Source organism: Streptomyces sp. NPDC001070, assembly GCF_053598835.1.
The window spans coordinates 158515-179723 of record NZ_JBSFLB010000004.1 but is presented as its reverse complement, the minus strand read 5'-3'; the positions used below and the strand labels follow the sequence as shown (position 1 = coordinate 179723).

Here is a 21209-nt window from a genome sequence, read left to right as displayed (position 1 = left end):
CCAGCGATGAACGCAGTCTCTACCGGACGAATGCCCGCCACCCACCAGTGGCGCGGCCTCATCGAGGAGTACCGGGAGCGGCTCCCGGTCAGCGCGGCGACCCCCGTGGTCACGCTGCTGGAGGGCGGCACTCCGCTGGTCCCCGCCCAGGTGCTGTCCGAGCGCACGGGCTGCGACGTCTACCTCAAGGTCGAGGGCGCCAACCCCACCGGCTCCTTCAAGGACCGCGGTATGACCATGGCGATCTCCAAGGCCAAGGAGGAGGGCGCACAGGCGGTCATCTGCGCCTCCACCGGCAACACATCGGCCTCGGCCGCCGCCTACGCGGTGCGGGCGGGGATGGTGTGCGCCGTCCTGGTGCCGCAGGGCAAGATCGCGCTGGGCAAGATGGGCCAGGCGCTGGTGCACGGCGCGCGCATCCTGCAGGTGGACGGCAACTTCGACGACTGCCTGGACCTCGCCCGCGGCCTGTCCGACAAGTACCCGGTGGCGCTGGTCAATTCGGTCAACCCGGTCCGTATCGAGGGCCAGAAGACCGCGGCCTTCGAGATCGTGGACGCGCTCGGCGACGCGCCGGACATCCATGTGCTGCCGGTGGGCAACGCGGGCAATATCACCGCGTACTGGAAGGGCTACCGCGAATACTCCGGGGACGGCGTGTCCAGCCGCAATCCGCGCATGTGGGGCTTCCAGGCCTCCGGCGCCGCGCCGATCGTGCTGGGCCACCCGGTGCGCCAGCCGCAGACGATCGCCACCGCGATCCGGATCGGCAACCCGGCGTCCTGGCAGTTCGCCGAGGAGGCCAGGGACGAATCCGGCGGCCTGATCGACTCGGTGACGGATCGTCAGATCCTGGTGGCGTACCGGCTGCTCGCCGCGCGGGAGGGCGTCTTCGTCGAGCCGGCCTCCGCCGCGAGCGTCGCCGGCCTGCTGAAGGCCGCCGAGGAGGGCAAGGTCGACCCGGGCCAGCGGATCGTCTGCACCGTCACCGGCAACGGCCTGAAGGACCCCGATTGGGCGGTGGCCGGCGCGCCGCAGCCCATCACCGTTCCGGTGGACGCGGACGCCGCCGCGGACAAGCTCGGGCTGCTCTGACCCCGCCCGACCCCCGCAGGACAACAGGGGCGCACGGATTCGCACGCGACACGCATCAAGCGCTGTCCGTGCGCCCTATGTCGCAGGAGAACCTTCCTTCGATAGGCTGACCTCACACCGGCGCCGCCGCACGCCGTTCTGGCCCATGCCATTGGCATCCTCCTCGCGGGATCCCCTTGGTACGGTCCCCCAAGTCCTCGCCGCCGTACGGCAACGATGCCGCGGCATCGCGAGGCAGAAACGCCCTTGAAACAAGGAGAGTCATCGAACGATGGCCGGACCCGCCTTCCGTGCCGCCGCCGTCCGAGTGCGCGTCCCCGCGACCAGCGCCAATCTCGGACCGGGCTTCGACGCCTTCGGCCTGGCGCTCGGACTCTACGACGACGTCGTGGTCCGGGTGGCCGACTCCGGTCTGCACGTCGACATCGCAGGCGAAGGCGCCGACTCGCTCTCCCGCGACGAGAACCACCTGGTCGTACGCGCCCTGCGGACCGCCTTCGACCTGCTCGGCGGTCAGCCGCGCGGCCTGGAGGTGGTGTGCGCCAACCGCATCCCGCACGGCCGCGGCCTGGGCTCCTCCTCCGCCGCCATCTGCGCGGGCATCATGGCCGCCCGCGCGGTGACGATAGGCGGCCAGGAGAAGCTGGACGACGCGGCGCTGCTGGAGCTCGCCAACGAGATCGAGGGCCATCCGGACAACGTCGCCGCCTGTCTGCTCGGCGGCTTCACCCTGGCCTGGACCGAGGGCGGGGCCGCCCACGCGGTCCGGATGGACCCCTCCGAGTCGGTCGTTCCGGTGGTCTTCGTCCCCGGCAAGCCGGTGCTGACCGAGACCGCCCGGGGACTGCTGCCGCGCAGCGTCCCGCATGTGGACGCCGCGGTCAACGCGGGACGTGCCGCGCTTCTCGTCGAGGCCCTCACCAGGCGCCCCGACCTGCTGCTTCCCGCCACCGAGGACCGGCTGCACCAGGACTACCGGGCGCCCGCGATGCCGGAGAGCGTGGCACTGGTGAACCGACTGCGCGCCGAGGGCGTCCCTGCTGTCATCTCGGGTGCGGGGCCCACGGTGCTGGCGCTGGCCGACGAGGACACCGCCGACAAGGTCTCCCAGCTGGCGGGAGAGGGGTGGGCGGCGAACCGTCTGTCCCTCGACGCGGCGGGGGCGAGCGTGCTGCCGCTCGCAGTAGGGCAGTGACACGATTGCCGGTCGTAGAGAGGGGGAATGTTTGTTGGATCCGGTAGTGTTAATCTCATTGCTGCACCCGTGGACTCAGGCACCCGCCTGCTGTACCTGTTGTCCCGGTGCTCTGTGTCCCGCATCGGGACCGCCCATTCTTCCGGGAGCCTCCCACACCGCATAGGCAGCTTGCCTGAGCAGTGCCGAGCACGCTCCGGAGACGGCGCGGGTGACATTTCACCCGAGAGTGAACTCTCACCTCGCCGGTAACTGTGTTTTTTGTTCCACATCATTTCTTCCGCCACCAGGCGGACCACCGCCCCGGGTCCGGCGCAAGTGATAAGGACCGGATCCGGACAGCACAACCGGTCGCCGAGCCAGACAGGCCGACGTCCGCTCCAGGGAAGGACCCTTCGTGAGCGACACCACCGATCTGATGGGCGTACGCGCAGACAGCCCTGTCGCCGCGTCCGATGCTGCCGCGCCTGCCACCGGTGCTGCCACTGCCCCCGCCGCGCGGCGCCGCCGCGCGGGTACCGGTCTTGAGGGCATGGTCCTGGCCGAGCTGCAGCAGCTCGCCTCCGGTCTCGGCATCAAGGGCACCGCGCGGATGCGCAAGAGCCAGCTCATCGAGACCATCAAGGCCGCGCAGGCCGGCGGCGGCGCCAAGGCCACCGCCACCGAGGGCGCGCCCGCCGCCGAGAAGCCGAAGCGCCGCGCCACCTCGCGTACCCGTACGGGTGAATCCGCCGAGTCCGGGACCCAGGGCGCCGAGCAGCAGCCGAAGCAGATCGAGATCCCCGGCCAGCCGGCCGGCGAGAAGGCCGCCCCCGCGGCCAAGGCCAAGGCGGAGCCCGCCAAGGCCGAGCAGCCCGCCGAAGGCCGGTCCGAGGGCCGCGCCGAGGCCGCCGTGGACACCGCCGAGGGCAGAACCGGCGACGCCAGGGGCGGCGACGACCGCCGCGACCGCGAGAGCCGTCGCGACCGTCAGCGCGACCGTCAGCGCGACCGCCGCAAGGGCGGCGAGGACGGCGGCCAGCAGCGTCAGCAGCAGGGCGGCCAGGGCCAGCAGCAGGGCCAGCAGCAGGGCGGCGGCGCCCAGGACGACGGCTACGACGACGGTGACGGCGGAGGCCGCCGGCGCCGCGGCCGTTACCGCGACCGCCGCGGTGGCCGTGGCAACCGCCGCGACGACTTCGCGGGCGAGCCGCAGGTCGCCGACGACGACGTGCTGATCCCGGTCGCGGGCATCCTCGACATCCTCGACAACTACGCGTTCATCCGGACCTCCGGCTACCTGCCCGGCCCGAACGACGTGTACGTGTCGCTCGCCCAGGTCCGCAAGAACGGCCTGCGCAAGGGTGACCACGTCACCGGCGCCGTCCGCCAGCCCAAGGACGGCGAGCGCCGCGAGAAGTTCAACGCGCTGGTGCGCCTGGACTCCGTCAACGGCATGGCCCCGGAGAGCGGCCGCGGCCGTCCGGAGTTCGGCAAGCTCACCCCGCTGTACCCGCAGGAGCGGCTGCGGCTGGAGAACGAGCCCGGCCAGCTGATCACCCGGATCATCGACCTGGTCGCCCCGATCGGAAAGGGCCAGCGAGGCCTGATCGTGGCCCCGCCGAAGACCGGTAAGACGATCATCATGCAGGCCATCGCCAACGCGATCACCCGCAACAACCCCGAGTGCCACCTGATGGTCGTCCTCGTCGACGAGCGTCCGGAAGAGGTCACCGACATGCAGCGGTCGGTCAAGGGCGAGGTCATCTCCTCGACCTTCGACCGCCCGGCCGAGGACCACACCACCGTCGCCGAGCTCGCCATCGAGCGCGCCAAGCGACTGGTGGAGCTGGGCCACGACGTCGTCGTCCTGCTGGACTCCATCACCCGTCTGGGCCGCGCGTACAACCTCGCGGCGCCCGCCTCCGGCCGCATCCTGTCCGGTGGTGTCGACTCGACCGCGCTGTACCCGCCGAAGCGCTTCTTCGGTGCCGCGCGCAACATCGAGGACGGCGGCTCGCTGACCATCCTGGCCACCGCGCTGGTCGAGACCGGCTCGCGCATGGACGAGGTGATCTTCGAGGAGTTCAAGGGCACCGGCAACATGGAGCTCAAGCTCGACCGGAAGCTCGCGGACAAGCGGATCTTCCCGGCGGTCGACGTCGACCCGTCCGGTACCCGCAAGGAGGAGATCCTGCTCGCCCCCGACGAGCTGAACATCGTCTGGAAGCTGCGCCGGGTGCTGCACGCGCTCGACTCGCAGCAGGCGATCGAACTGCTGCTGGACAAGATGAAGCAGACCAAGTCGAACGCCGAGTTCCTGATGCAGATCGCCAAGACCACCCCGGGTGGCAACAACGACTGACGCTCCGGCGTCCGTACGGCGCAGAGGGCCGGTCCCGTCACCTCGGTGACGGGACCGGCCCTCTGCCGTGCGATCGGCCGGAGGCGGCGCGGCGACCCCGTCCGGGCCGCCGACCGGATGGCTCACCTGCGGCGGGTCCCGGCGCGTCCCGAGGCGGGGCGGCTCTCGACCCGCTGTCATTGCTCGTGTGCGGACCCGTCCCGTGCCTGATCAGGCGCGGGACGGGGTATCCCGACCATGAGAGCCGACGAGGACCGAGGAGCCGATGGCCGACCACGCGGACGACGGACGCCGAGCCGCCCGACGACGCCGACGGAGCCCGCGCCGCCGGGCCCTGCGGATGACCGCCTGGGTCGTGGCGACGTTCCTGCTGCTGACCACCGCCGCCGTCGGATGCCTCTACCTCAAGCTCAACGGCAACATCAGGGGCATCGACATCAACGCCCTCCTCGGGCGGGACCGCCCCGCCGACGTCGACAACGGCTCGATGGACATCCTCGTCCTCGGCTCCGATTCGCGGTCGGGCAGCAACAAGAAGGCCGGGGGCGGCAAGGACGACGGAACGGCGCGCTCCGACACCGCGATGGTCGTCCACGTCTACCAGGGGCACCACCGGGCGAGCGTGGTCAGCATCCCCCGCGACACCCTGGTCGACCGGCCCTCCTGCGCCCAGCCGCGCGGCGGCACGGCCCCGCCCGCGCACAACGAGATGTTCAACGAGGCGTACTCGGTCGGCGGCCCGGCCTGCACGGTCAAGACCGTCGAGTCGATGACCGGAATCCGCATGGACCACTACATCGAGGTCGACTTCTCCGGCTTCCAGCACCTCATCGACGCCCTGGGCGGGGTCACCGTCACCACCAGCCAGGCCATCAGCGACAACCGCAGCCACCTGCACCTGCCGGCCGGCACACACCACCTGGACGGCAAGCAGGCCCTGGGCCTGGTCCGCACCCGGCACGGGGTGGGGGACGGCAGCGACCTCGGCCGGATAAGGCTGCAGCAGGCCTTCCTGCGGGCCCTGGTGGACCGGGTGAACAGCATCGGGCTGCTGAGCTCGCCGACCCGGCTGTACGAGATCGCCGACACCGCGACGGGCGCCATCACCACCGACTCGGAGCTGGCCTCCGTCAAGAAGCTGGTCGGCCTGGGGGAGAGCCTGAAGGGACTGGGCTCCAAGGACATCAGCATGGTCACCATGCCGGTCGTCTACGACCCCGCGGACCCCAATCGCGTCCTGCCCCTCAGGGACAAGGCGGACCAGGTCTGGGCCGCGCTGCGGGCCGACAAGGCGATCCCCAGGTCGGCCACGAAGGGCTCGGCCGGTGACGAGGTCGACACGAACGGTGTCGTCAGGAGCTCCTCCCAGGCTCTGGGGAAGCCCCCGGAATAGAACGCCCCGGCCCCCGGTTTGGGCAGACACGGCCAGTGCTGGCAGACTGGTACGTCGGCCCCGGTTCACGTGACGCAAACCCGCAGCACGACCCGGGACCCTCCCGAACAATAGGAGACCCCCTTGAAGCGCGACATCCACCCGGAGTACGTGGAGACCCAGGTCAGCTGCACCTGCGGCGCCTCGTTCACCACTCGTAGCACCGTTGCCGGCGGCGTCATCCGCGCCGACGTCTGCTCGGCGTGCCACCCGTTCTACACGGGCAAGCAGAAGATCCTCGACACCGGTGGCCGCGTGGCCCGCTTCGAGGCCCGCTTCGGCAAGGCGGCCGGGTCCGCCAAGAAGTAGCGACCCGAAAGCGCCGGTCCACGGCTGCCCGGATATCCTCCGGCGGCCGGACCGGCGTTTTGTCGTCCCAGGCTGGTTCACCGGCGTTCACCCCTTTTAGCGAGCAGGGATCCTGATGTTCGAGGCGGTCGAGGAACTGATCGGCGAGTACGCCGACCTCGAGAAGAAGCTTGCCGACCCGGCGGTCTTCGCCGACCAGGCCAACGCGCGCAAGCTGAACAAGCGCTATGCCGAGCTGACCCCCATCATCGGCACGTACCGCGCATGGAAGCAGACCGGCGACGACATCGAGACCGCCCGTGAACTCGCGGCCGACGACCCCGACTTCGCCGCCGAGGTGAAGGACCTGGACAAGCAGCGCGAGGAGCTCACCGACAAGCTCCGGCTGCTGCTCGTCCCGCGCGACCCCAGCGACGACAAGGACGTGATCCTCGAGGTCAAGGCGGGCGAGGGCGGTGAGGAGTCCGCGCTCTTCGCGGGCGACCTGCTGCGCATGTACCTGCGCTACGCCGAGCGCCTGGGCTGGAAGACCGAGATCATCGACGCCAACGCCTCCGACCTCGGCGGCTACAAGGACGTCCAGGTCGCGGTGAAGATGAAGGGCACCCCTGAGCCCGGCCAGGGCGTCTGGGCCCGGCTGAAGTACGAGGGCGGCGTGCACCGCGTCCAGCGCGTGCCGGCCACCGAGTCGCAGGGCCGCATCCACACCTCCGCCGCCGGCGTGCTGGTCACCCCGGAGGCCGAGGAGGTCGAGGTCGAGGTCAACGCCAACGACCTGCGGATCGACGTGTACCGCTCCTCCGGCCCCGGCGGCCAGTCGGTCAACACCACCGACTCCGCGGTCCGCATCACCCACCTGCCCACCGGCATCGTCGTCTCCTGCCAGAACGAGAAGAGCCAGCTGCAGAACAAGGAGCAGGCGATGCGCATCCTGCGCTCCCGGCTGCTGGCCGCCGCGCAGGAGGAGGCGGAGCGCGAGGCCTCCGACGCCCGCCGCAGCCAGGTGCGCACCGTGGACCGCAGCGAGCGCATCCGTACGTACAACTTCCCGGAGAACCGCATCTCCGACCACCGCGTCGGCTTCAAGGCGTACAACTTGGACCAGGTCCTCGACGGCGAACTGGACGCGGTGATCCAGGCCTGCGTCGACGCCGACTCGGCGGCCAAGCTGGCCGCCGCGGGCGACGGAAGCTGAACCGGAGGCGGAGAACGTGAACCTGCTGCTCGCCGAGGTCGCCCAGGCGACCCAGCGGCTGGCCGACGCCGGTGTGCCCTCGCCGCGGTTCGACGCCGAGGAGCTCGCGGCGTACGTGCACGGGGTGAAGCGAGGCGCGCTGCACACCGTCGCCGACGCCGACTTCGACGCGCGCTACTGGGAGGCCGTGGCCCGCCGTGAGGCCCGCGAGCCGCTGCAGCACATCACGGGCCGTGCGTTCTTCCGCTACCTGGAGCTCCAGGTGGGCCCCGGGGTCTTCGTGCCGCGCCCGGAGACCGAGTCGGTCGTCGGGTGGGCCATAGACGCCGTGCGCGCCATGGACGTCGCCGAGCCGCTCATCGTCGACCTGTGCACGGGATCGGGCGCCATCGCGCTCGCCCTGGCGCAGGAGGTGCCGCGCAGCCGCGTGCACGCCGTGGAGCTGTCCGACGAGGCGCTGGTCTGGGCCCGCAAGAACGTCCAGGGCAGCAAGGTCGACCTGCGGCAGGGAGACGCCCTGGAGGCCTTCCAGGACCTCAACGGCCAGGTGGACCTGGTGATCTCCAACCCGCCGTACATCCCGCTCACCGAATGGGAGCACGTGGCGCCGGAGGCCCGCGACCACGATCCCGAAATGGCGTTGTTCTCGGGTGAGGACGGCCTGGACACCATCCGCGGCATCGAGCGCACCGCGCACCGGCTGCTGCGGCCCGGCGGGGTCGTCGTCATCGAGCACGCCGACACCCAGGGCGGCCAGGTGCCCTGGATCTTCACCGAGGAGGCCGGCTGGGCGGATGCCGCCGACCACCCCGATCTCAACAACCGTCCCCGGTTCACCACTGCCCGCAAGGCGACGCCGTGACCACGGCGCCGCACGTCATGGAGGTCTGCTGATGGCACGGCGTTACGACTGCTCGGACGCGACGGACCGGGTTGCCGGACTGCGCGAGGCCGCGTCCGCCGTACGCCGCGGCGAACTCGTGGTGCTGCCCACCGACACCGTCTACGGCATCGGCGCGGACGCCTTCAACACCGAGGCCGTCGGCGACCTGCTGGAGGCCAAGGGCCGGGGCCGCAACATGCCCTCGCCCGTCCTCGTCGGCTCCCCGAACACCCTGCACGGCCTGGTCACCGACTTCACCGAGCAGGCCTGGGAGCTGGTCGACGCCTTCTGGCCGGGCGCCCTCACCCTCGTCGCCCGCCACCAGCCGTCCCTCCAGTGGGACCTGGGGGACACCCGTGGCACCGTCGCCGTGCGCATGCCGCTGCACCCGGTCGCCATCGAGCTGCTGACCGAGACCGGCCCGATGGCCGTCTCCAGCGCCAACCTCACCGGTCACCCGTCGCCGCAGGACTGCGACGCGGCGCAGGAGATGCTCGGGGACTCCGTCGCGGTCTACCTCGACGGCGGCCCGACGCCCGCGGCCGTGCCGTCCTCCATCGTGGACGTCACCGGCAAGGTGCCCGTGCTGCTGCGGGCGGGCGCGATCAGCGCGGAGCAGCTCCGCGAGGTCGTACCCGACCTGGAGGTCGGCAATTGACACCGCCCATACCCGGGCAGTGGGATCACGGCGAGCGTCCGTTCCGCATCCTCCACGTCTGCACCGGCAACGTCTGCCGCTCGCCGATCGCCGAGCGGCTGACCCGGCATGAGCTGACGCTGCGGCTGGGCGACGGCGCCGCGGGGATCATCGTCGAGAGCGCCGGCACCTGGGGGCACGAGGGCGCGCCGATGGAGGCGCACGCCGCGACGGTGCTCGCCGAGTACGCCGCCGACCCCACCGGCTTCCTGGGGCGCGAACTCCTCGACGACCATGTGATCGACGCCGATCTCGTGCTCACCGCGACCCGCGACCACCGCGCCCAGGTGATCTCCATGGGGCACGCGGCGGGCCTGCGCACCTTCACGCTCAAGGAGTTCACCCGGCTGGTGAAGGCCATAGACCCGGCGACCCTGCCGGAGGGCAGCGTGACCGAGCGCGCGCGGTCCCTGGTGCGCGCCGCCGCGGCGCTGCGCGGGTGGCTGCTGGCCCCCACGGCCGACGCGGACGAGGTGTACGACCCGTACGGCGCCCCGCTGACCTTCTTCCGCTCCATCGGCGAGGAGATCCACGACGCGCTGGACCCCGTTCTGACCGCGCTCACCGGGGTGCCGGCGCCCACCGCCTGACCCGCCGGGCGGAAAGGTTTCGCCACGGTGGGCCGGGGCGGTCCGGGCGGGCGCCCCGGCGGAGCGGCGCGGCCCCGGCGAAATCCCGACCCCCGGTGGAGCACAACGCGGCGCGAAATGTCCACAAGGGTGCAACAGTGGCAGGTGAGTCCCTGCCCAGCCGCCCCCGGGAGCGCCGCCATGCCCACCGCGGAAGCGTCTTCACCCCACATACTCACGCCCACGCTCCCGGCCGGAAGCGCCGGCCTCGACATGCTGCGCGCCCATGATCCCGAGCTGGCCGACATCCTCCTCGGGGAGGCCCAGCGGCAGGCCTCGTGCCTGCAGTTGATCGCGGGGGAGAACTTCACGTCCCCCGCCGTCCTGACGGCGCTCGGTTCTCCGCTCGCCAACAAGTACGCCGAGGGCTACCCCGGTCACCGCCACCACGCCGGGTGCGAGCTGGTGGACCTGGCCGAGCGGCTGGCCGTGGAAAGGGCCATGCGGCTGTTCGGAGCCGCGCACGCGAACGTGCAGCCCTACTCCGGCTCCTCGGCCGTGCTGGCCGCCTACGCGGCCCTCCTGGTCCCGGGAGACACCATCCTGGCGATGTCGCTGGCCCACGGCGGCCACCTCACCCACGGATCCGAGTCGAACTTCTCCGGCCGCTGGTTCCACATCGCCGGCTACGGGGTGACGCGGGGCGAGACCTTCGAGGAGGGCGGCCTGATCGACTACGAGCGGCTGCGCGTCCTCGCCCACCAGCACCGCCCGAAGGCGATCGTCTGCGGCGGCATCGCCTACCCGCGGCACATCGACTACGCCGCCTTCCGGGAGATCGCGGACGACGTCGGCGCGTATCTGATCGTGGACGCCGCGCACACGCTCGGCCTGGTCGCCGGCGGTGCCGCGCCCAATCCGGTGCCCTACGCGGACGTGGTCTGCGCCACCACGCACAAGACGCTGCGCGGTCCGCGCGGCGGGCTGATCCTGTGCGGGGCGGACCTGGCCCAGCGCATCGACCGGGCGGTGTTCCCGTTCTCACAGGGCGGCCCCCACATGCACGCCGTCGCCGCGAAGGCGGCGGCCTTCGCCGAGGCGGCGCGCCCGGAGTTCGCGCTGTACGCCCACCAGGTGGTCGCCAACGCCCGCGCCCTGGCCGACGCGCTGGCCGCGCAGGGCCTGCGCATCGCCACCGGCGGCACGGACACGCATCTGATCGCCGCCGACGTGTCGGCCCTCGGGGTCACCGGGATGCGCGCCCGCGGACTGTGCGCGGCCGCCGGGATCGTGCTGGACAAGTACACGCTCCCGTACGACACGGAGCCGTGCGCGGCCGGCTCCGGCATCCGCCTGGGCACCGCGTCGGTGACCACCCAGGGCATGCGCGAGGAGCAGATGTCGCAGGTCGCGGGCTTGATCGTGCGGGCGCTGCGGGAGGAGCGCGGGCTGGCCAACGAGGTCGCGGAACTCGTGGAGGGATTCCCTCCGTACCCGGACTGAGACGCGGTTCACAGGGGGCCCGGAGCGGCCCCGGGAGTGGCGTGTGCAACCCTGGGTACCCGCTGTGAGTCTCTGTCTGTGTTTACAGCAGCCACCCGGACGCGAATAGGGTGTGCCCGTGCGCGAGTACCTCTTGACCCTGTGCGTGGCGGCCGCCGTGACCTACCTCCTCACGGGGCCGGTGCGGAAGTTCGCCATCGCGGCAGGCGCCATGCCCGAGATCCGCGATCGTGACGTCCACCGTGAACCCACGCCCCGCCTCGGCGGCATCGCCATGTTCGGCGGTCTGTGCGCGGGCCTGCTGGTGGCGGCCCATCTGACGAACCTCAAGAGCGTCTTCGAGCTGTCCAACGAACCACGGGCGCTGCTGTCCGGCGCCGGGCTGATCTGGCTGCTGGGCGTGCTGGACGACAAGTGGGGCGTGGACGCCCTGATCAAGCTGGGCGCGCAGATGATCGCGGCCGGCGTGATGGTGCTCCAGGGACTCACCGTGCTGTGGCTGCCGATCCCGGGCAAGGGCATCGTCTCGCTCACCCCCGTGCAGTCGACCCTGCTGACCGTGGCCCTGGTCGTGATCACGATCAACGCGGTCAACTTCGTCGACGGACTCGACGGACTGGCGTCCGGAATGGTGTGCATCGCCGCGATCGCGTTCTTCATGTACGCGTACCGCATCTGGTACGGCTACGGCATCGAGGCCGCCGCCCCGGCGACGCTGTTCAGCGCCATCCTCATCGGGATGTGCCTGGGCTTCCTGCCGCACAACCTGCACCCCGCGCGGATCTTCATGGGGGACTCGGGCTCGATGCTGATCGGCCTGGTGCTGGCCTCCGGCGCGATCTCCATCACCGGCCAGACCGACCCCGACGCCATCACCAACCTCACCGGCTCGACCCGTGACACCACGCACTTCATGGTGCCGGTCTACATGCCGCTGCTGCTGCCGATGACGCTCATCGCGATCCCGGCGGCCGACCTGGTGCTGGCCATCGTGCGCCGCACGTGGAACGGCCAGTCGCCGTTCGCGGCCGACCGCGGGCACCTGCACCACCGACTGCTGGACATCGGCCACTCGCACAGCCGGGCCGTGTGGATCATGTACTTCTGGTCCGCGCTGATCTCCTTCGGCGCGGTCGCCTTCTCGGTGAACTCCTCCAGCCTGTGGATCGTGCTGGGCATCGTCATGCTGAGCGCGATGGGGCTGATCGCCCTGCTCATGCCGCGCTTCAGGCCGCGGGCCCCGCGCTGGGCGGAGGCGTTCGTGCCGCCGAGGTACCGCCGTACCCGGATCGAGGCGCACGCCGCGGCGCAGGCGGCCGCACAGGCCACGATCGCCGCGGGGGAGGCCCCCGGCGTCAACGGCGCGACGGCGCTCAGCGCACGGTCCCTGGTGGACGCCGGAAGGGGTACGGGCAGCCGGCCGTAGGGCGGGCACCCGATAGCACAGCCGTGCCCCGCCGTCAGTCAGACGTCGCGGGTTGTACTCCTCGCGTGTGACAGGTCACACACGAACCGGGTAAAGACCTCATCAAATAGATTGTGATACCGTTCACGAGAACCCGGAATCAAGCCGAAAGACCCTAGTGCGATGGTCTTCCGGCGTGAGGCGTGTTCCCGCCGCCGGGCTACGCTCGTCCTCGACGACCCCTGTACTTCCAACCTCGCCGGAGGAGCTGCCGCCATGCAGTCCAACGACGTCCGAACGCTCCTGAACTGCGCCGTGCCCGCCGCTGCCGCGGGGGTGATCGCGGTCGCTGTCGCCACGGCACTCGCGGGTGGCAAGGGCGCGATCGGCGCGGCCTTCGGCGCGGTGGTGGTGATCGCGTTCATGGGAATCGGTCTGACGGTGCTTCAGCGCACCGCCCGTTCCTATCCCACGCTGTTCCAGGCGATGGGGCTGATGCTCTACACCGTGCAGTTGCTGCTGCTCGCCATCGTGCTCGCGGTGTTCAAGCACACGACTCTGTTCGACACCCAGGTGTTCGCCTTCACCCTGCTCGGCACGACCCTGGTGTGGATCGCCGCCCAGGCCCGTGCTCATATGAAGACCAAGATGCTGTACGTGGAGCCCGGATCCGCCGGAACTTCACCGTGAACAGCGGGGCCGGTGCGAGCGAACTTCCGCTCGTTTGCTATCGTCCGGTCTCAACTGCGGCAGAGCTGGCGCGGGTGGCAGTCATGCCTTCGCAACAGCCCTTCGGCTCAGCGCCCACCCGCCGCCCCCACATCCGTAAGACCAGTCCAGTGCCGTTCCGTGGCCGAGTGCCGCGCCGACACGTAGAGGTTGCCGTACCCATGCGCCACGCTGAAGGAGCTCTCGGTGAGTGATGTAACGACGCTCGCCTTCGAGACGAACTGCCACATCTTCGACGGGTGCGGCTTCCCGGCCCCCGGCCTGCACTCCTTCCTCTTCAAGCCGCTGATCGGCGACGCGGACAGCAGCGTCTACTTCAACAAGACGATGCTGCTGGCGCTCCTCGGCAGCATCGTGATCGTCGGCTTCTTCTGGGTCGCCTTCGCCAAGCCGAAGATCGTCCCCGGCAAGCTGCAGATGGTCGCCGAGGCCGGCTACGACTTCGTGCGCCGCGGCATCGTCTACGAGACGATCGGCAAGCGCGACGGCGAGAAGTACGTGCCGTTCATGGTCTCGCTGTTCTTCTTCGTCTGGATCATGAACCTGTGGTCGATCATCCCGATCGCCCAGTTCCCCGTGACGGCGATCATCAGCTACCCGGCCGCGCTCGCCGCGATCGTCTACATCACGTGGATGTCGCTGACCTTCAAGAAGCACGGCTTCGTCGGCGGCTGGAAGAACATCACCGGCTACGACAAGAACCTCGGCGCGGTCCTGCCGATGGTCGTCGGCCTGGAGTTCCTCTCCAACGTGATCGTCCGGCCGTTCACCCACGCGGTGCGACTCTTCGCCAACATGTTCGCGGGTCACGTCCTGCTGCTGCTGTTCACCATCGCCAGCTGGTACCTGCTCAACGGGATCGGCATCGCCTATGCCGGTGTCTCGTTCGTGATGGTCATCGTCATGACCGCCTTCGAGCTCTTCATCCAGGCCGTCCAGGCGTACGTCTTCGTCCTGCTGGCCTGCTCCTACGTGCAGGGCGCGCTCGCCGAGCACCACTGAGCGCCCACGCAACGCTCAGCCCCCGATTGTCCGGTGGCCAACCCCCACCGGTCCGTGAAAGAGAAGGAAGAAACAGCATGTCCGCTGTGAACCTCGCCGCTACCCAGATCCTCGGCAACCTGGGCTCCATCGGCTACGGCCTCGCGGCCATCGGCCCCGGCGTCGGCATCGGCATCATCTTCGGCAACGGTACGCAGGCCCTCGCCCGCCAGCCCGAGGCCGCCGGTCTGATCCGTGCCAACCAGATCCTCGGCTTCGCCTTCTGTGAGGCGCTCGCCCTGATCGGTCTGGTCATGCCGTTCGTCTACCCGACCTCCTGACTCCGGGCTGACGAGACCAACCCCTTTCGACGGAAGGCACTGATGTGAACGCCCTGGCACAGCTGGCGGCCGAGCAGCCGGAGAACCCGCTCATCCCGCCGGTTCCAGAGCTCGTCATCGGTCTCATCGCCTTCGCCATCGTCTTCTTCTTCCTCGCCAAGAAGCTGCTCCCGAACATCAACAAGGTTCTGGAGGAGCGTCGCGAGGCCATCGAGGGCGGCATGGAGAAGGCCGAGGCCGCACAGGCCGAGGCTCAGCGGACCCTCGAGGAGTACAAGCAGTCGCTCGCCGAGGCCCGCCACGAGGCCGCGCGTCTGCGCCAGGAGGCGCAGGAGCAGGGCGCCGCGCTCATCGCCGAGATGCGTGCGGAAGGCCAGCGGCAGCGCGAGGAGATCATCGCCGCCGGTCACGCCCAGATCGAGGCCGACCGCCGGTCCGCCGCGCAGGCCCTGCGCCAGGACGTCGGCAAGATCGCTGTCGACCTGTCCGGCAAGATCGTCGGTGAGTCCCTCGAGGACGTCGCCCGGCAGAGCCGTGTCATCGACCGCTTCCTCGACGAGCTCGAGGAGAAGGCCGAGGCCGCGCGATGAACGGAGCGAGCCGCGAGGCACTGGCCGCCGCGCGCGAGCGTCTCGACGCACTGGCGGACAACACGTCCGTCGACGCGGCGAAGCTCGCCGAGGAGCTGGCCGCCGTCACGGGGCTGCTCGACCGCGAGCGTTCGCTGCGCCGGGCCCTGACCGACCCGGCGCAGCAGGGTGAGGCCAAGTCCGGCCTCGTCCGGGCGGTCCTCGGCGGACAGGTCGGCGAGGAGACGCTCGACCTGGTCGCGGGCATGGTCCGCAGCCGCTGGTCGCAGCCGCGTGATCTGACCGACGCGCTGGAGGAGCTGTCCTACGGCGCCGACCTGATCGCCGCGGAGCGTGCCGACCACCTCGACGACGTCGAGGACGAGCTGTTCCGCTTCGGCCGGATCGTCTCCGGCAGCAGCGAGCTGCGGGCGGCGCTCACCGACCGCGCCGCGGGTGCCCGGGCCAAGGCGGCCCTGCTGCACTCGCTGCTGGGCGGCCGGGTCGACCCGGTCACCGAGCGGATCGCGGTCCGTCTGGTGACGCACCCGCGAGGCCGTAGCCTGGAGGCAGGGATCGACGCCCTGTCCAAGCTGGCGGCGACGCGCCGTAACCGCACGGTTGCGGTCGTGGTCTCGGCGGTACCGCTGAGCGACCGGCAGAAGCAGCGCCTCGGCGCCGCGCTGGCCACGATCTACGGCCGGCAGGTGCACCTGAACCTCGACGTGGACCCCGCGGTCCTCGGCGGCATCACGGTTCGGGTCGGCGACGAGGTCATCGACGGGACCATCGCGGACCGCCTCGCAGAGGCGAGCCGGCGGATGGCCGGCTGAACCAGCCACCAACTCAAAGAGCAGTATCAGCGGCCCGAGTTGGGCCGTAGCGAATACTTCGGGCCCAACAAGGAGAGCAGGGAACCCAGATGGCGGAGCTCACGATCCGGCCGGAGGAGATCCGGGACGCGCTGGAGAACTTCGTCCAGTCGTACAAGCCGGACGCGGCCTCGCGCGAGGAGGTCGGAACGGTCAGCCTGGCCGGCGACGGCATCGCCAAGGTCGAGGGTCTGCCCTCGGCCATGGCGAACGAGCTGCTGAAGTTCGAGGACGGCACCCTCGGTCTCGCCCTCAACCTCGAGGAGCGCGAGATCGGTGCGATCATCCTCGGCGAGTTCAGCGGCATCGAGGAGGGCCAGTCGGTGCAGCGCACCGGCGAGGTGCTCTCGGTCGCCGTCGGCGAGGGATACCTGGGTCGCGTCGTCGACCCGCTCGGCAACCCGATCGACGGCCTCGGCGAGATCGAGACCGACGGCCGCCGCGCCCTGGAGCTCCAGGCTCCCGGCGTCATGGCCCGTAAGTCCGTGCACGAGCCGATGCAGACCGGCCTCAAGGCCGTCGACGCGATGACCCCGATCGGCCGCGGTCAGCGTCAGCTGATCATCGGCGACCGCCAGACCGGCAAGACCGCCCTGGCGATCGACACGATCATCAACCAGCGCGACAACTGGCGTTCCGGCGACCCGAAGAAGCAGGTCCGCTGCATCTACGTCGCCGTCGGCCAGAAGGGCTCCACCATCGCGGGCGTGCGCGCCTCGCTGGAGGAGGCCGGCGCCCTGGAGTACACCACGATCGTGGCGGCCCCGGCGTCCGACCCGGCCGGCTTCAAGTACCTCGCCCCGTACACCGGCTCGGCCATCGGCCAGCACTGGATGTACCAGGGCAAGCACGTCCTGATCGTCTTCGACGACCTGTCCAAGCAGGCCGACGCCTACCGCGCCGTCTCCCTGCTGCTGCGCCGCCCGCCGGGCCGTGAGGCCTACCCGGGTGACGTCTTCTACCTGCACTCCCGCCTGCTGGAGCGCTGCGCGAAGCTCTCCGACGAGCTGGGCGCCGGCTCGATGACCGGTCTGCCGGTCGTCGAGACCAAGGCCAACGACGTCTCGGCGTTCATCCCGACCAACGTCATCTCCATCACCGACGGCCAGTGCTTCCTGGAGTCCGACCTGTTCAACGCGGGCCAGCGCCCGGCGCTGAACGTCGGTATCTCGGTCTCCCGAGTCGGTGGCTCGGCGCAGATCAAGGCCATGAAGTCGGTCGCCGGCCGTCTGCGCGTGGACCTCGCCCAGTACCGCGAGCTGGAGGCGTTCGCCGCCTTCGGTTCCGACCTGGACGCGGCCTCCAAGGCGCAGCTGGAGCGCGGCAAGCGCATGGTCGAGCTGCTGAAGCAGGGCCAGTACGCGCCGTTCCCGATCGAGGACCAGGTCGTCTCCATCTGGGCCGGCACCACCGGCAAGCTGGACGACGTGCCCGTCGAGGACATCCGCCGCTTCGAGCGCGAGCTGCTGGACTACCTCCGCCGCGAGAAGAAGGACCTGCTGCTGAGCATCGCCGAGACCGGCAAGCTCGGCGACGACACCATCGAGGCCCTGACCGACGCGGTCGCGGAGTTCAAGAAGCAGTTCGAGACCTCGGACGGCAAGCTGCTGGGTGAGGGCTGAGCATGGGCGCCCAGCTTCGGGTATACAAGCGCCGCATCAAGTCCGTCACCGCGACCAAGAAGATCACGAAGGCGATGGAGATGATCTCCGCGTCCCGGATCGTCAAGGCCCAGCGCCAGGTCCACGCCTCGTCCCCGTACGCCGATGAGCTCACCCGCGCGGTGGCCGCGGTCGCGACCGGTTCCAACACGAACCACCCGCTGACCACGGAGGCCGAGAACCCGACCCGCGCCGCGGTGCTGCTCATCACGAGCGACCGCGGTCTGGCCGGCGGCTACTCGTCCAACGCGATCAAGGCCGCCGACCAGCTCACCGAGCGGCTGCGCTCGGAGGGCAAGGAGGTCGTGCACTACATCGTCGGCCGCAAGGGCGTGGCGTACTACGGCTTCCGTGAGCGCCCGATCGCGGACTCGTGGACCGGGTTCACCGACAAGCCGACCTACGCGGACGCCAAGTCGGTCGCCGACCCGCTGATCGAGGCGGTCCTCCGGGACACCGCCGAGGGCGGCGTGGACGAGCTGCACATCATCTTCACGGAGTTCGTGTCGATGCTGACGCAGGCGCCGGTGGAGAAGCGGCTGCTGCCGCTCTCCCTCGCCGACGCCACCGGTGGCGAGGCCCGCAAGGAGGGGGAGATCCTCCCCCTGTACGACTTCGAGCCGTCGGCTGAGGGCGTCCTGGACGCACTGCTGCCGCGGTACGTCGAGAGCCGGATCTACAACGCGCTGCTGCAGGGTGCCGCTTCCGAGCACGCCGCCCGCCGCCGCGCGATGAAGTCGGCGACCGACAACGCCGAGGAGCTCATCAAGACGCTCACGCGGCTTGCCAACCAGGCCCGCCAGGCCGAAATCACCCAGGAAATCAGCGAGATCGTCGGTGGCTCCAGCGCCCTGGCCGACGCGTCTGCGGGGAGTGACTAATCATGACCACCACTGTTGAGACGGCCGCTGCCACGGGCCGCGTCGCCCGGGTCATCGGCCCGGTCGTCGACGTGGAGTTCCCCGTCGACGCGATGCCGGAGATCTACAACGCCCTCACCGTCGAGGTCTCCGACCCGGCCGAGGCCGGCAAGAAGAAGACGCTGACCCTCGAGGTCGCCCAGCACCTGGGCGACGGCCTGGTCCGCGCCATCTCCATGCAGCCCACCGACGGCCTGGTCCGCCAGGCCCCGGTCGTCGACACCGGCGACGGCATCACCGTTCCGGTCGGCGACTTCACCAAGGGCAAGGTGTTCAACACCCTCGGTGAGGTGCTGAACGTCCCCGAGGAGAACGCCAACGTCGGCGAGCGCTGGGCGATCCACCGCAGGGCGCCGAAGTTCGAGGACCTCGAGTCCAAGACGGAGATGTTCGAGACCGGCCTGAAGGTCGTCGACCTGCTGACCCCGTACGTCAAGGGCGGCAAGATCGGTCTGTTCGGTGGCGCCGGTGTCGGCAAGACCGTCCTCATCCAGGAAATGATCATGCGTGTGGCCAAGCTGCACGAGGGCGTTTCCGTGTTCGCCGGCGTCGGCGAGCGCACCCGTGAGGGCAACGACCTGATCCAGGAGATGGAGGAGTCCGGCGTTCTGGACAAGACCGCCCTGGTCTTCGGCCAGATGGACGAGCCCCCGGGCACCCGTCTGCGCGTCGCCCTGGCCGGTCTGACCATGGCGGAGTACTTCCGCGATGTGCAGAAGCAGGACGTGCTGTTCTTCATCGACAACATCTTCCGCTTCACCCAGGCCGGTTCCGAGGTCTCCACGCTGCTCGGCCGCATGCCCTCCGCGGTGGGTTACCAGCCGAACCTCGCGGACGAGATGGGCCTCCTCCAGGAGCGCATCACCTCGACCCGTGGTCACTCGATCACCTCGATGCAGGCGATCTACGTCCCCGCGGACGACCTGACCGACCCGGCGCCGGCGACCACCTTCGCCCACCTGGACGCGACGACGGTTCTGTCCCGTCCGATCTCGGAGAAGGGCATCTACCCGGCGGTGGACCCGCTGGACTCGACGTCCCGCATCCTGGACCCCCGCTACATCGCGGCGGACCACTACGAGTGCGCCATGCGCGTCAAGGGGATCCTGCAGAAGTACAAGGACCTCCAGGACATCATCGCGATCCTCGGTATCGACGAGCTGGGCGAGGAGGACAAGCTCACCGTCCACCGCGCCCGCCGTATCGAGCGCTTCCTGTCGCAGAACACCCACGCGGCGAAGCAGTTCACCGGTATCGACGGCTCCGACGTCCCGCTGGACGAGTCGATCGCCGCCTTCAACGCCATCGCCGACGGTAAGTACGACCACTTCCCTGAGCAGGCGTTCTTCATGTGCGGTGGCATCGAGGACCTCGAGCGCAACGCCCGCGAGCTCGGCGTCAGCTGACGCCCGTAGCCTGACGGCTCACCGTGGCAGGGGGCGGACCCTGTGTCCGCCCCCTTGCCGCACCCCCGTTATCCTTTGTTTTATGCACCCGCCGGACGGCGGTGGGTGCCGACCCGAGGAGCCATCTTGGCTGAGCTGCACGTCGAGCTGGTCGCAGCGGACCGCAGTGTCTGGTCCGGCGAGGCCACACTTGTCGTCGCACGCACCGAGTCCGGCGACATCGGCGTCATGCCGAACCACGAGCCGCTGCTGGGCGTGCTCCAGTCCGGTCCGGTGACGATCCGCACCAGCGACGGCGGCACCGTCGTCGCGGCGGTGCACGGCGGCTTCATCTCCTTCGCGGACAACAAGCTGTCGGTCCTCGCGGAGATCGCCGAGCTCGCCGACGAGATCGACGTCCAGCGTGCGGAGCGGGCTCTGGAGCGCGCCAAGGCCGACGCCGACGCCGCCGGTGAGCGGCGCGCGGAGGTCCGGCTGATCGCGGCCACCAGCGGTTCGCGCTGAGTACCCGGCCCAGTGGGCCATGAGCCGCGGGAGGTCCGTGCGGGCGTCCCGCGGCTGCAGTATCCCTATTCGTGACATGGAGCGAGGAGGTCGGTGGGCGTGATCCTCGCTTTTCAGGTGTGCGGGGCCCTTGTGGCGGTGGCGCTGCTGGGGCTTTTCGTCTTCGGACTGCGGCGCCGGCTGATCCAGCGGCCCGGCGGCACGTTCGACTGCAGCCTGCGGATGCCGCCCACCGGCACCGGCGAACCCTCCGGCAAGGGCTGGGCGTACGGCGTGGCACGCTACAGCGGTGACCGGATCGAGTGGTTCCGGGTCTTCTCCTACGCGCCCCGACCGCGGCGGGTGCTGGAACGCTCCGCCATCGAGGTGCTGCACCGCCGTCTCCCGGAGGGCCAGGAGGAGCTGGCGCTCCTGTCCGACGCGGTGGTCCTGGTCTGCGAGCACCGCGGCGTACGCCTGGAACTCGCCATGAGCGACGACGCCCTCACGGGATTCCTCGCCTGGCTGGAGGCGGCCCCGCCCGGCCAGCGGGTGAACGTGGCCTGAGAAGACCAAGTGCCCCCGCTGGTGGGGGTCCCCCCGGACGGAGTCCGCGTCGC

At 70.2% G+C, this 21209-nt stretch carries 21 protein-coding genes; all 21 read left to right on the top strand.

What is annotated here, in order from left to right:
* Window positions 1-6 precede the first annotated feature (6 nt).
* The 21 genes from thrC to ACWDAS_RS06710 all read left to right on the top strand — a co-directional run bounded on the left by thrC (window position 7) and on the right by ACWDAS_RS06710 (window position 21156).
* Window positions 7-1095 (top strand): threonine synthase, encoded by a 1089-nt coding sequence (thrC, locus tag ACWDAS_RS06810; RefSeq protein ID WP_450387766.1) that lies wholly within the window; start codon window positions 7-9, stop codon window positions 1093-1095.
* Between the two features lie 271 nt (window positions 1096-1366).
* Window positions 1367-2290, top strand: a complete 924-nt coding sequence (gene thrB / locus ACWDAS_RS06805; RefSeq protein WP_450387765.1) for a homoserine kinase — start codon at window positions 1367-1369, stop codon at window positions 2288-2290.
* A gap of 397 nt (window positions 2291-2687) precedes the next feature.
* Window positions 2688-4634 (top strand): transcription termination factor Rho, encoded by a 1947-nt coding sequence (gene rho, locus ACWDAS_RS06800; protein WP_450387764.1) that lies wholly within the window; start codon window positions 2688-2690, stop codon window positions 4632-4634.
* A 265-nt stretch (window positions 4635-4899) separates the two neighbouring features.
* Window positions 4900-6027, top strand: a complete 1128-nt coding sequence (locus tag ACWDAS_RS06795) for an LCP family protein (RefSeq protein ID WP_450387763.1) — start codon at window positions 4900-4902, stop codon at window positions 6025-6027.
* 123 nt (window positions 6028-6150) lie between these two features.
* Window positions 6151-6375, top strand: coding sequence for a 50S ribosomal protein L31 (gene rpmE / locus ACWDAS_RS06790; protein ID WP_361800986.1), 225 nt, complete (start codon window positions 6151-6153; stop codon window positions 6373-6375).
* A gap of 115 nt (window positions 6376-6490) precedes the next feature.
* Window positions 6491-7570 carry a peptide chain release factor 1 gene (gene prfA / locus ACWDAS_RS06785; RefSeq protein ID WP_450387762.1) on the top strand — a complete coding sequence of 360 codons (1080 nt, stop codon included), beginning with the start codon at window positions 6491-6493 and terminating at the stop codon, window positions 7568-7570.
* Between the two features lie 16 nt (window positions 7571-7586).
* Window positions 7587-8432, top strand: a complete 846-nt coding sequence (prmC, locus tag ACWDAS_RS06780; protein ID WP_450387761.1) for a peptide chain release factor N(5)-glutamine methyltransferase — start codon at window positions 7587-7589, stop codon at window positions 8430-8432.
* Between the two features lie 31 nt (window positions 8433-8463).
* Window positions 8464-9111: an L-threonylcarbamoyladenylate synthase gene (locus ACWDAS_RS06775; RefSeq protein ID WP_450387760.1), complete on the top strand. Its 648-nt coding sequence runs from the start codon at window positions 8464-8466 to the stop codon at window positions 9109-9111.
* Window positions 9108-9740 carry an arsenate reductase/protein-tyrosine-phosphatase family protein gene (locus ACWDAS_RS06770; RefSeq protein WP_450387759.1) on the top strand — a complete coding sequence of 211 codons (633 nt, stop codon included), beginning with the start codon at window positions 9108-9110 and terminating at the stop codon, window positions 9738-9740. Before ACWDAS_RS06775 ends, ACWDAS_RS06770 begins: the two co-directional genes overlap by 4 nt.
* 180 nt (window positions 9741-9920) lie before the next feature.
* Window positions 9921-11222, top strand: a complete 1302-nt coding sequence (locus ACWDAS_RS06765; protein WP_450387758.1) for a serine hydroxymethyltransferase — start codon at window positions 9921-9923, stop codon at window positions 11220-11222.
* Window positions 11223-11340: 118 nt separating this feature from the next.
* The gene (locus ACWDAS_RS06760) at window positions 11341-12648 is read left to right on the top strand and encodes an MraY family glycosyltransferase (protein WP_450387757.1); all 1308 of its coding nucleotides are present in this window, start codon (window positions 11341-11343) and stop codon (window positions 12646-12648) included.
* Between the two features lie 255 nt (window positions 12649-12903).
* Window positions 12904-13317 (top strand): hypothetical protein, encoded by a 414-nt coding sequence (locus tag ACWDAS_RS06755; RefSeq protein WP_450387756.1) that lies wholly within the window; start codon window positions 12904-12906, stop codon window positions 13315-13317.
* Window positions 13318-13527: 210 nt separating this feature from the next.
* A complete protein-coding gene (gene atpB / locus ACWDAS_RS06750; RefSeq protein ID WP_450387926.1) occupies window positions 13528-14358 on the top strand; it encodes a F0F1 ATP synthase subunit A in 831 nt (276 codons plus the stop codon).
* 77 nt (window positions 14359-14435) lie between these two features.
* Complete coding sequence (gene atpE / locus ACWDAS_RS06745; protein ID WP_018563527.1) at window positions 14436-14678, top strand: ATP synthase F0 subunit C; 243 nt, start codon at window positions 14436-14438, stop codon at window positions 14676-14678.
* A gap of 44 nt (window positions 14679-14722) precedes the next feature.
* Window positions 14723-15268 carry a F0F1 ATP synthase subunit B gene (locus ACWDAS_RS06740; RefSeq protein ID WP_450387755.1) on the top strand — a complete coding sequence of 182 codons (546 nt, stop codon included), beginning with the start codon at window positions 14723-14725 and terminating at the stop codon, window positions 15266-15268.
* Window positions 15265-16080, top strand: coding sequence for a F0F1 ATP synthase subunit delta (locus ACWDAS_RS06735; RefSeq protein WP_450387754.1), 816 nt, complete (start codon window positions 15265-15267; stop codon window positions 16078-16080). The genes ACWDAS_RS06740 and ACWDAS_RS06735 overlap by 4 nt, the downstream gene beginning before the upstream one ends.
* Before the next feature lie 89 nt (window positions 16081-16169).
* The gene (gene atpA / locus ACWDAS_RS06730; protein ID WP_450387753.1) at window positions 16170-17741 is read left to right on the top strand and encodes a F0F1 ATP synthase subunit alpha; all 1572 of its coding nucleotides are present in this window, start codon (window positions 16170-16172) and stop codon (window positions 17739-17741) included.
* 2 nt (window positions 17742-17743) lie between these two features.
* The gene (locus ACWDAS_RS06725; protein ID WP_450387752.1) at window positions 17744-18661 is read left to right on the top strand and encodes a F0F1 ATP synthase subunit gamma; all 918 of its coding nucleotides are present in this window, start codon (window positions 17744-17746) and stop codon (window positions 18659-18661) included.
* Between the two features lie 2 nt (window positions 18662-18663).
* A complete protein-coding gene (gene atpD, locus ACWDAS_RS06720; protein ID WP_450387751.1) occupies window positions 18664-20106 on the top strand; it encodes a F0F1 ATP synthase subunit beta in 1443 nt (480 codons plus the stop codon).
* A 123-nt stretch (window positions 20107-20229) separates the two neighbouring features.
* Window positions 20230-20610 carry a F0F1 ATP synthase subunit epsilon gene (locus ACWDAS_RS06715; RefSeq protein ID WP_450387925.1) on the top strand — a complete coding sequence of 127 codons (381 nt, stop codon included), beginning with the start codon at window positions 20230-20232 and terminating at the stop codon, window positions 20608-20610.
* A gap of 99 nt (window positions 20611-20709) precedes the next feature.
* Window positions 20710-21156, top strand: a complete 447-nt coding sequence (locus ACWDAS_RS06710) for a DUF2550 domain-containing protein (RefSeq protein ID WP_450387750.1) — start codon at window positions 20710-20712, stop codon at window positions 21154-21156.
* Window positions 21157-21209: the final 53 nt, after the last annotated feature.

Excerpts from the sequence above, each read along its gene's own strand:
- thrB (WP_450387765.1), top strand. The coding sequence starts at position 1,367 with ATGGCCGGACCCGCCTTCCGTGCCGCCGCCGTCCGAGTGCGCGTCCCC.
- ACWDAS_RS06775 (WP_450387760.1), top strand. The coding sequence starts at position 8,464 with ATGGCACGGCGTTACGACTGCTCGGACGCGACGGACCGGGTTGCCGGA.
- atpA (WP_450387753.1), top strand. The coding sequence starts at position 16,170 with ATGGCGGAGCTCACGATCCGGCCGGAGGAGATCCGGGACGCGCTGGAG.
- ACWDAS_RS06755 (WP_450387756.1), top strand. The coding sequence starts at position 12,904 with ATGCAGTCCAACGACGTCCGAACGCTCCTGAACTGCGCCGTGCCCGCC.
- ACWDAS_RS06765 (WP_450387758.1), top strand. The coding sequence starts at position 9,921 with ATGCCCACCGCGGAAGCGTCTTCACCCCACATACTCACGCCCACGCTC.
- ACWDAS_RS06795 (WP_450387763.1), top strand. The coding sequence starts at position 4,900 with ATGGCCGACCACGCGGACGACGGACGCCGAGCCGCCCGACGACGCCGA.
- thrC (WP_450387766.1), top strand. The coding sequence starts at position 7 with ATGAACGCAGTCTCTACCGGACGAATGCCCGCCACCCACCAGTGGCGC.
- prfA (WP_450387762.1), top strand. The coding sequence starts at position 6,491 with ATGTTCGAGGCGGTCGAGGAACTGATCGGCGAGTACGCCGACCTCGAG.
- ACWDAS_RS06725 (WP_450387752.1), top strand. The coding sequence starts at position 17,744 with ATGGGCGCCCAGCTTCGGGTATACAAGCGCCGCATCAAGTCCGTCACC.
- atpE (WP_018563527.1), top strand. The coding sequence starts at position 14,436 with ATGTCCGCTGTGAACCTCGCCGCTACCCAGATCCTCGGCAACCTGGGC.
- atpD (WP_450387751.1), top strand. The coding sequence starts at position 18,664 with ATGACCACCACTGTTGAGACGGCCGCTGCCACGGGCCGCGTCGCCCGG.
- ACWDAS_RS06735 (WP_450387754.1), top strand. The coding sequence starts at position 15,265 with ATGAACGGAGCGAGCCGCGAGGCACTGGCCGCCGCGCGCGAGCGTCTC.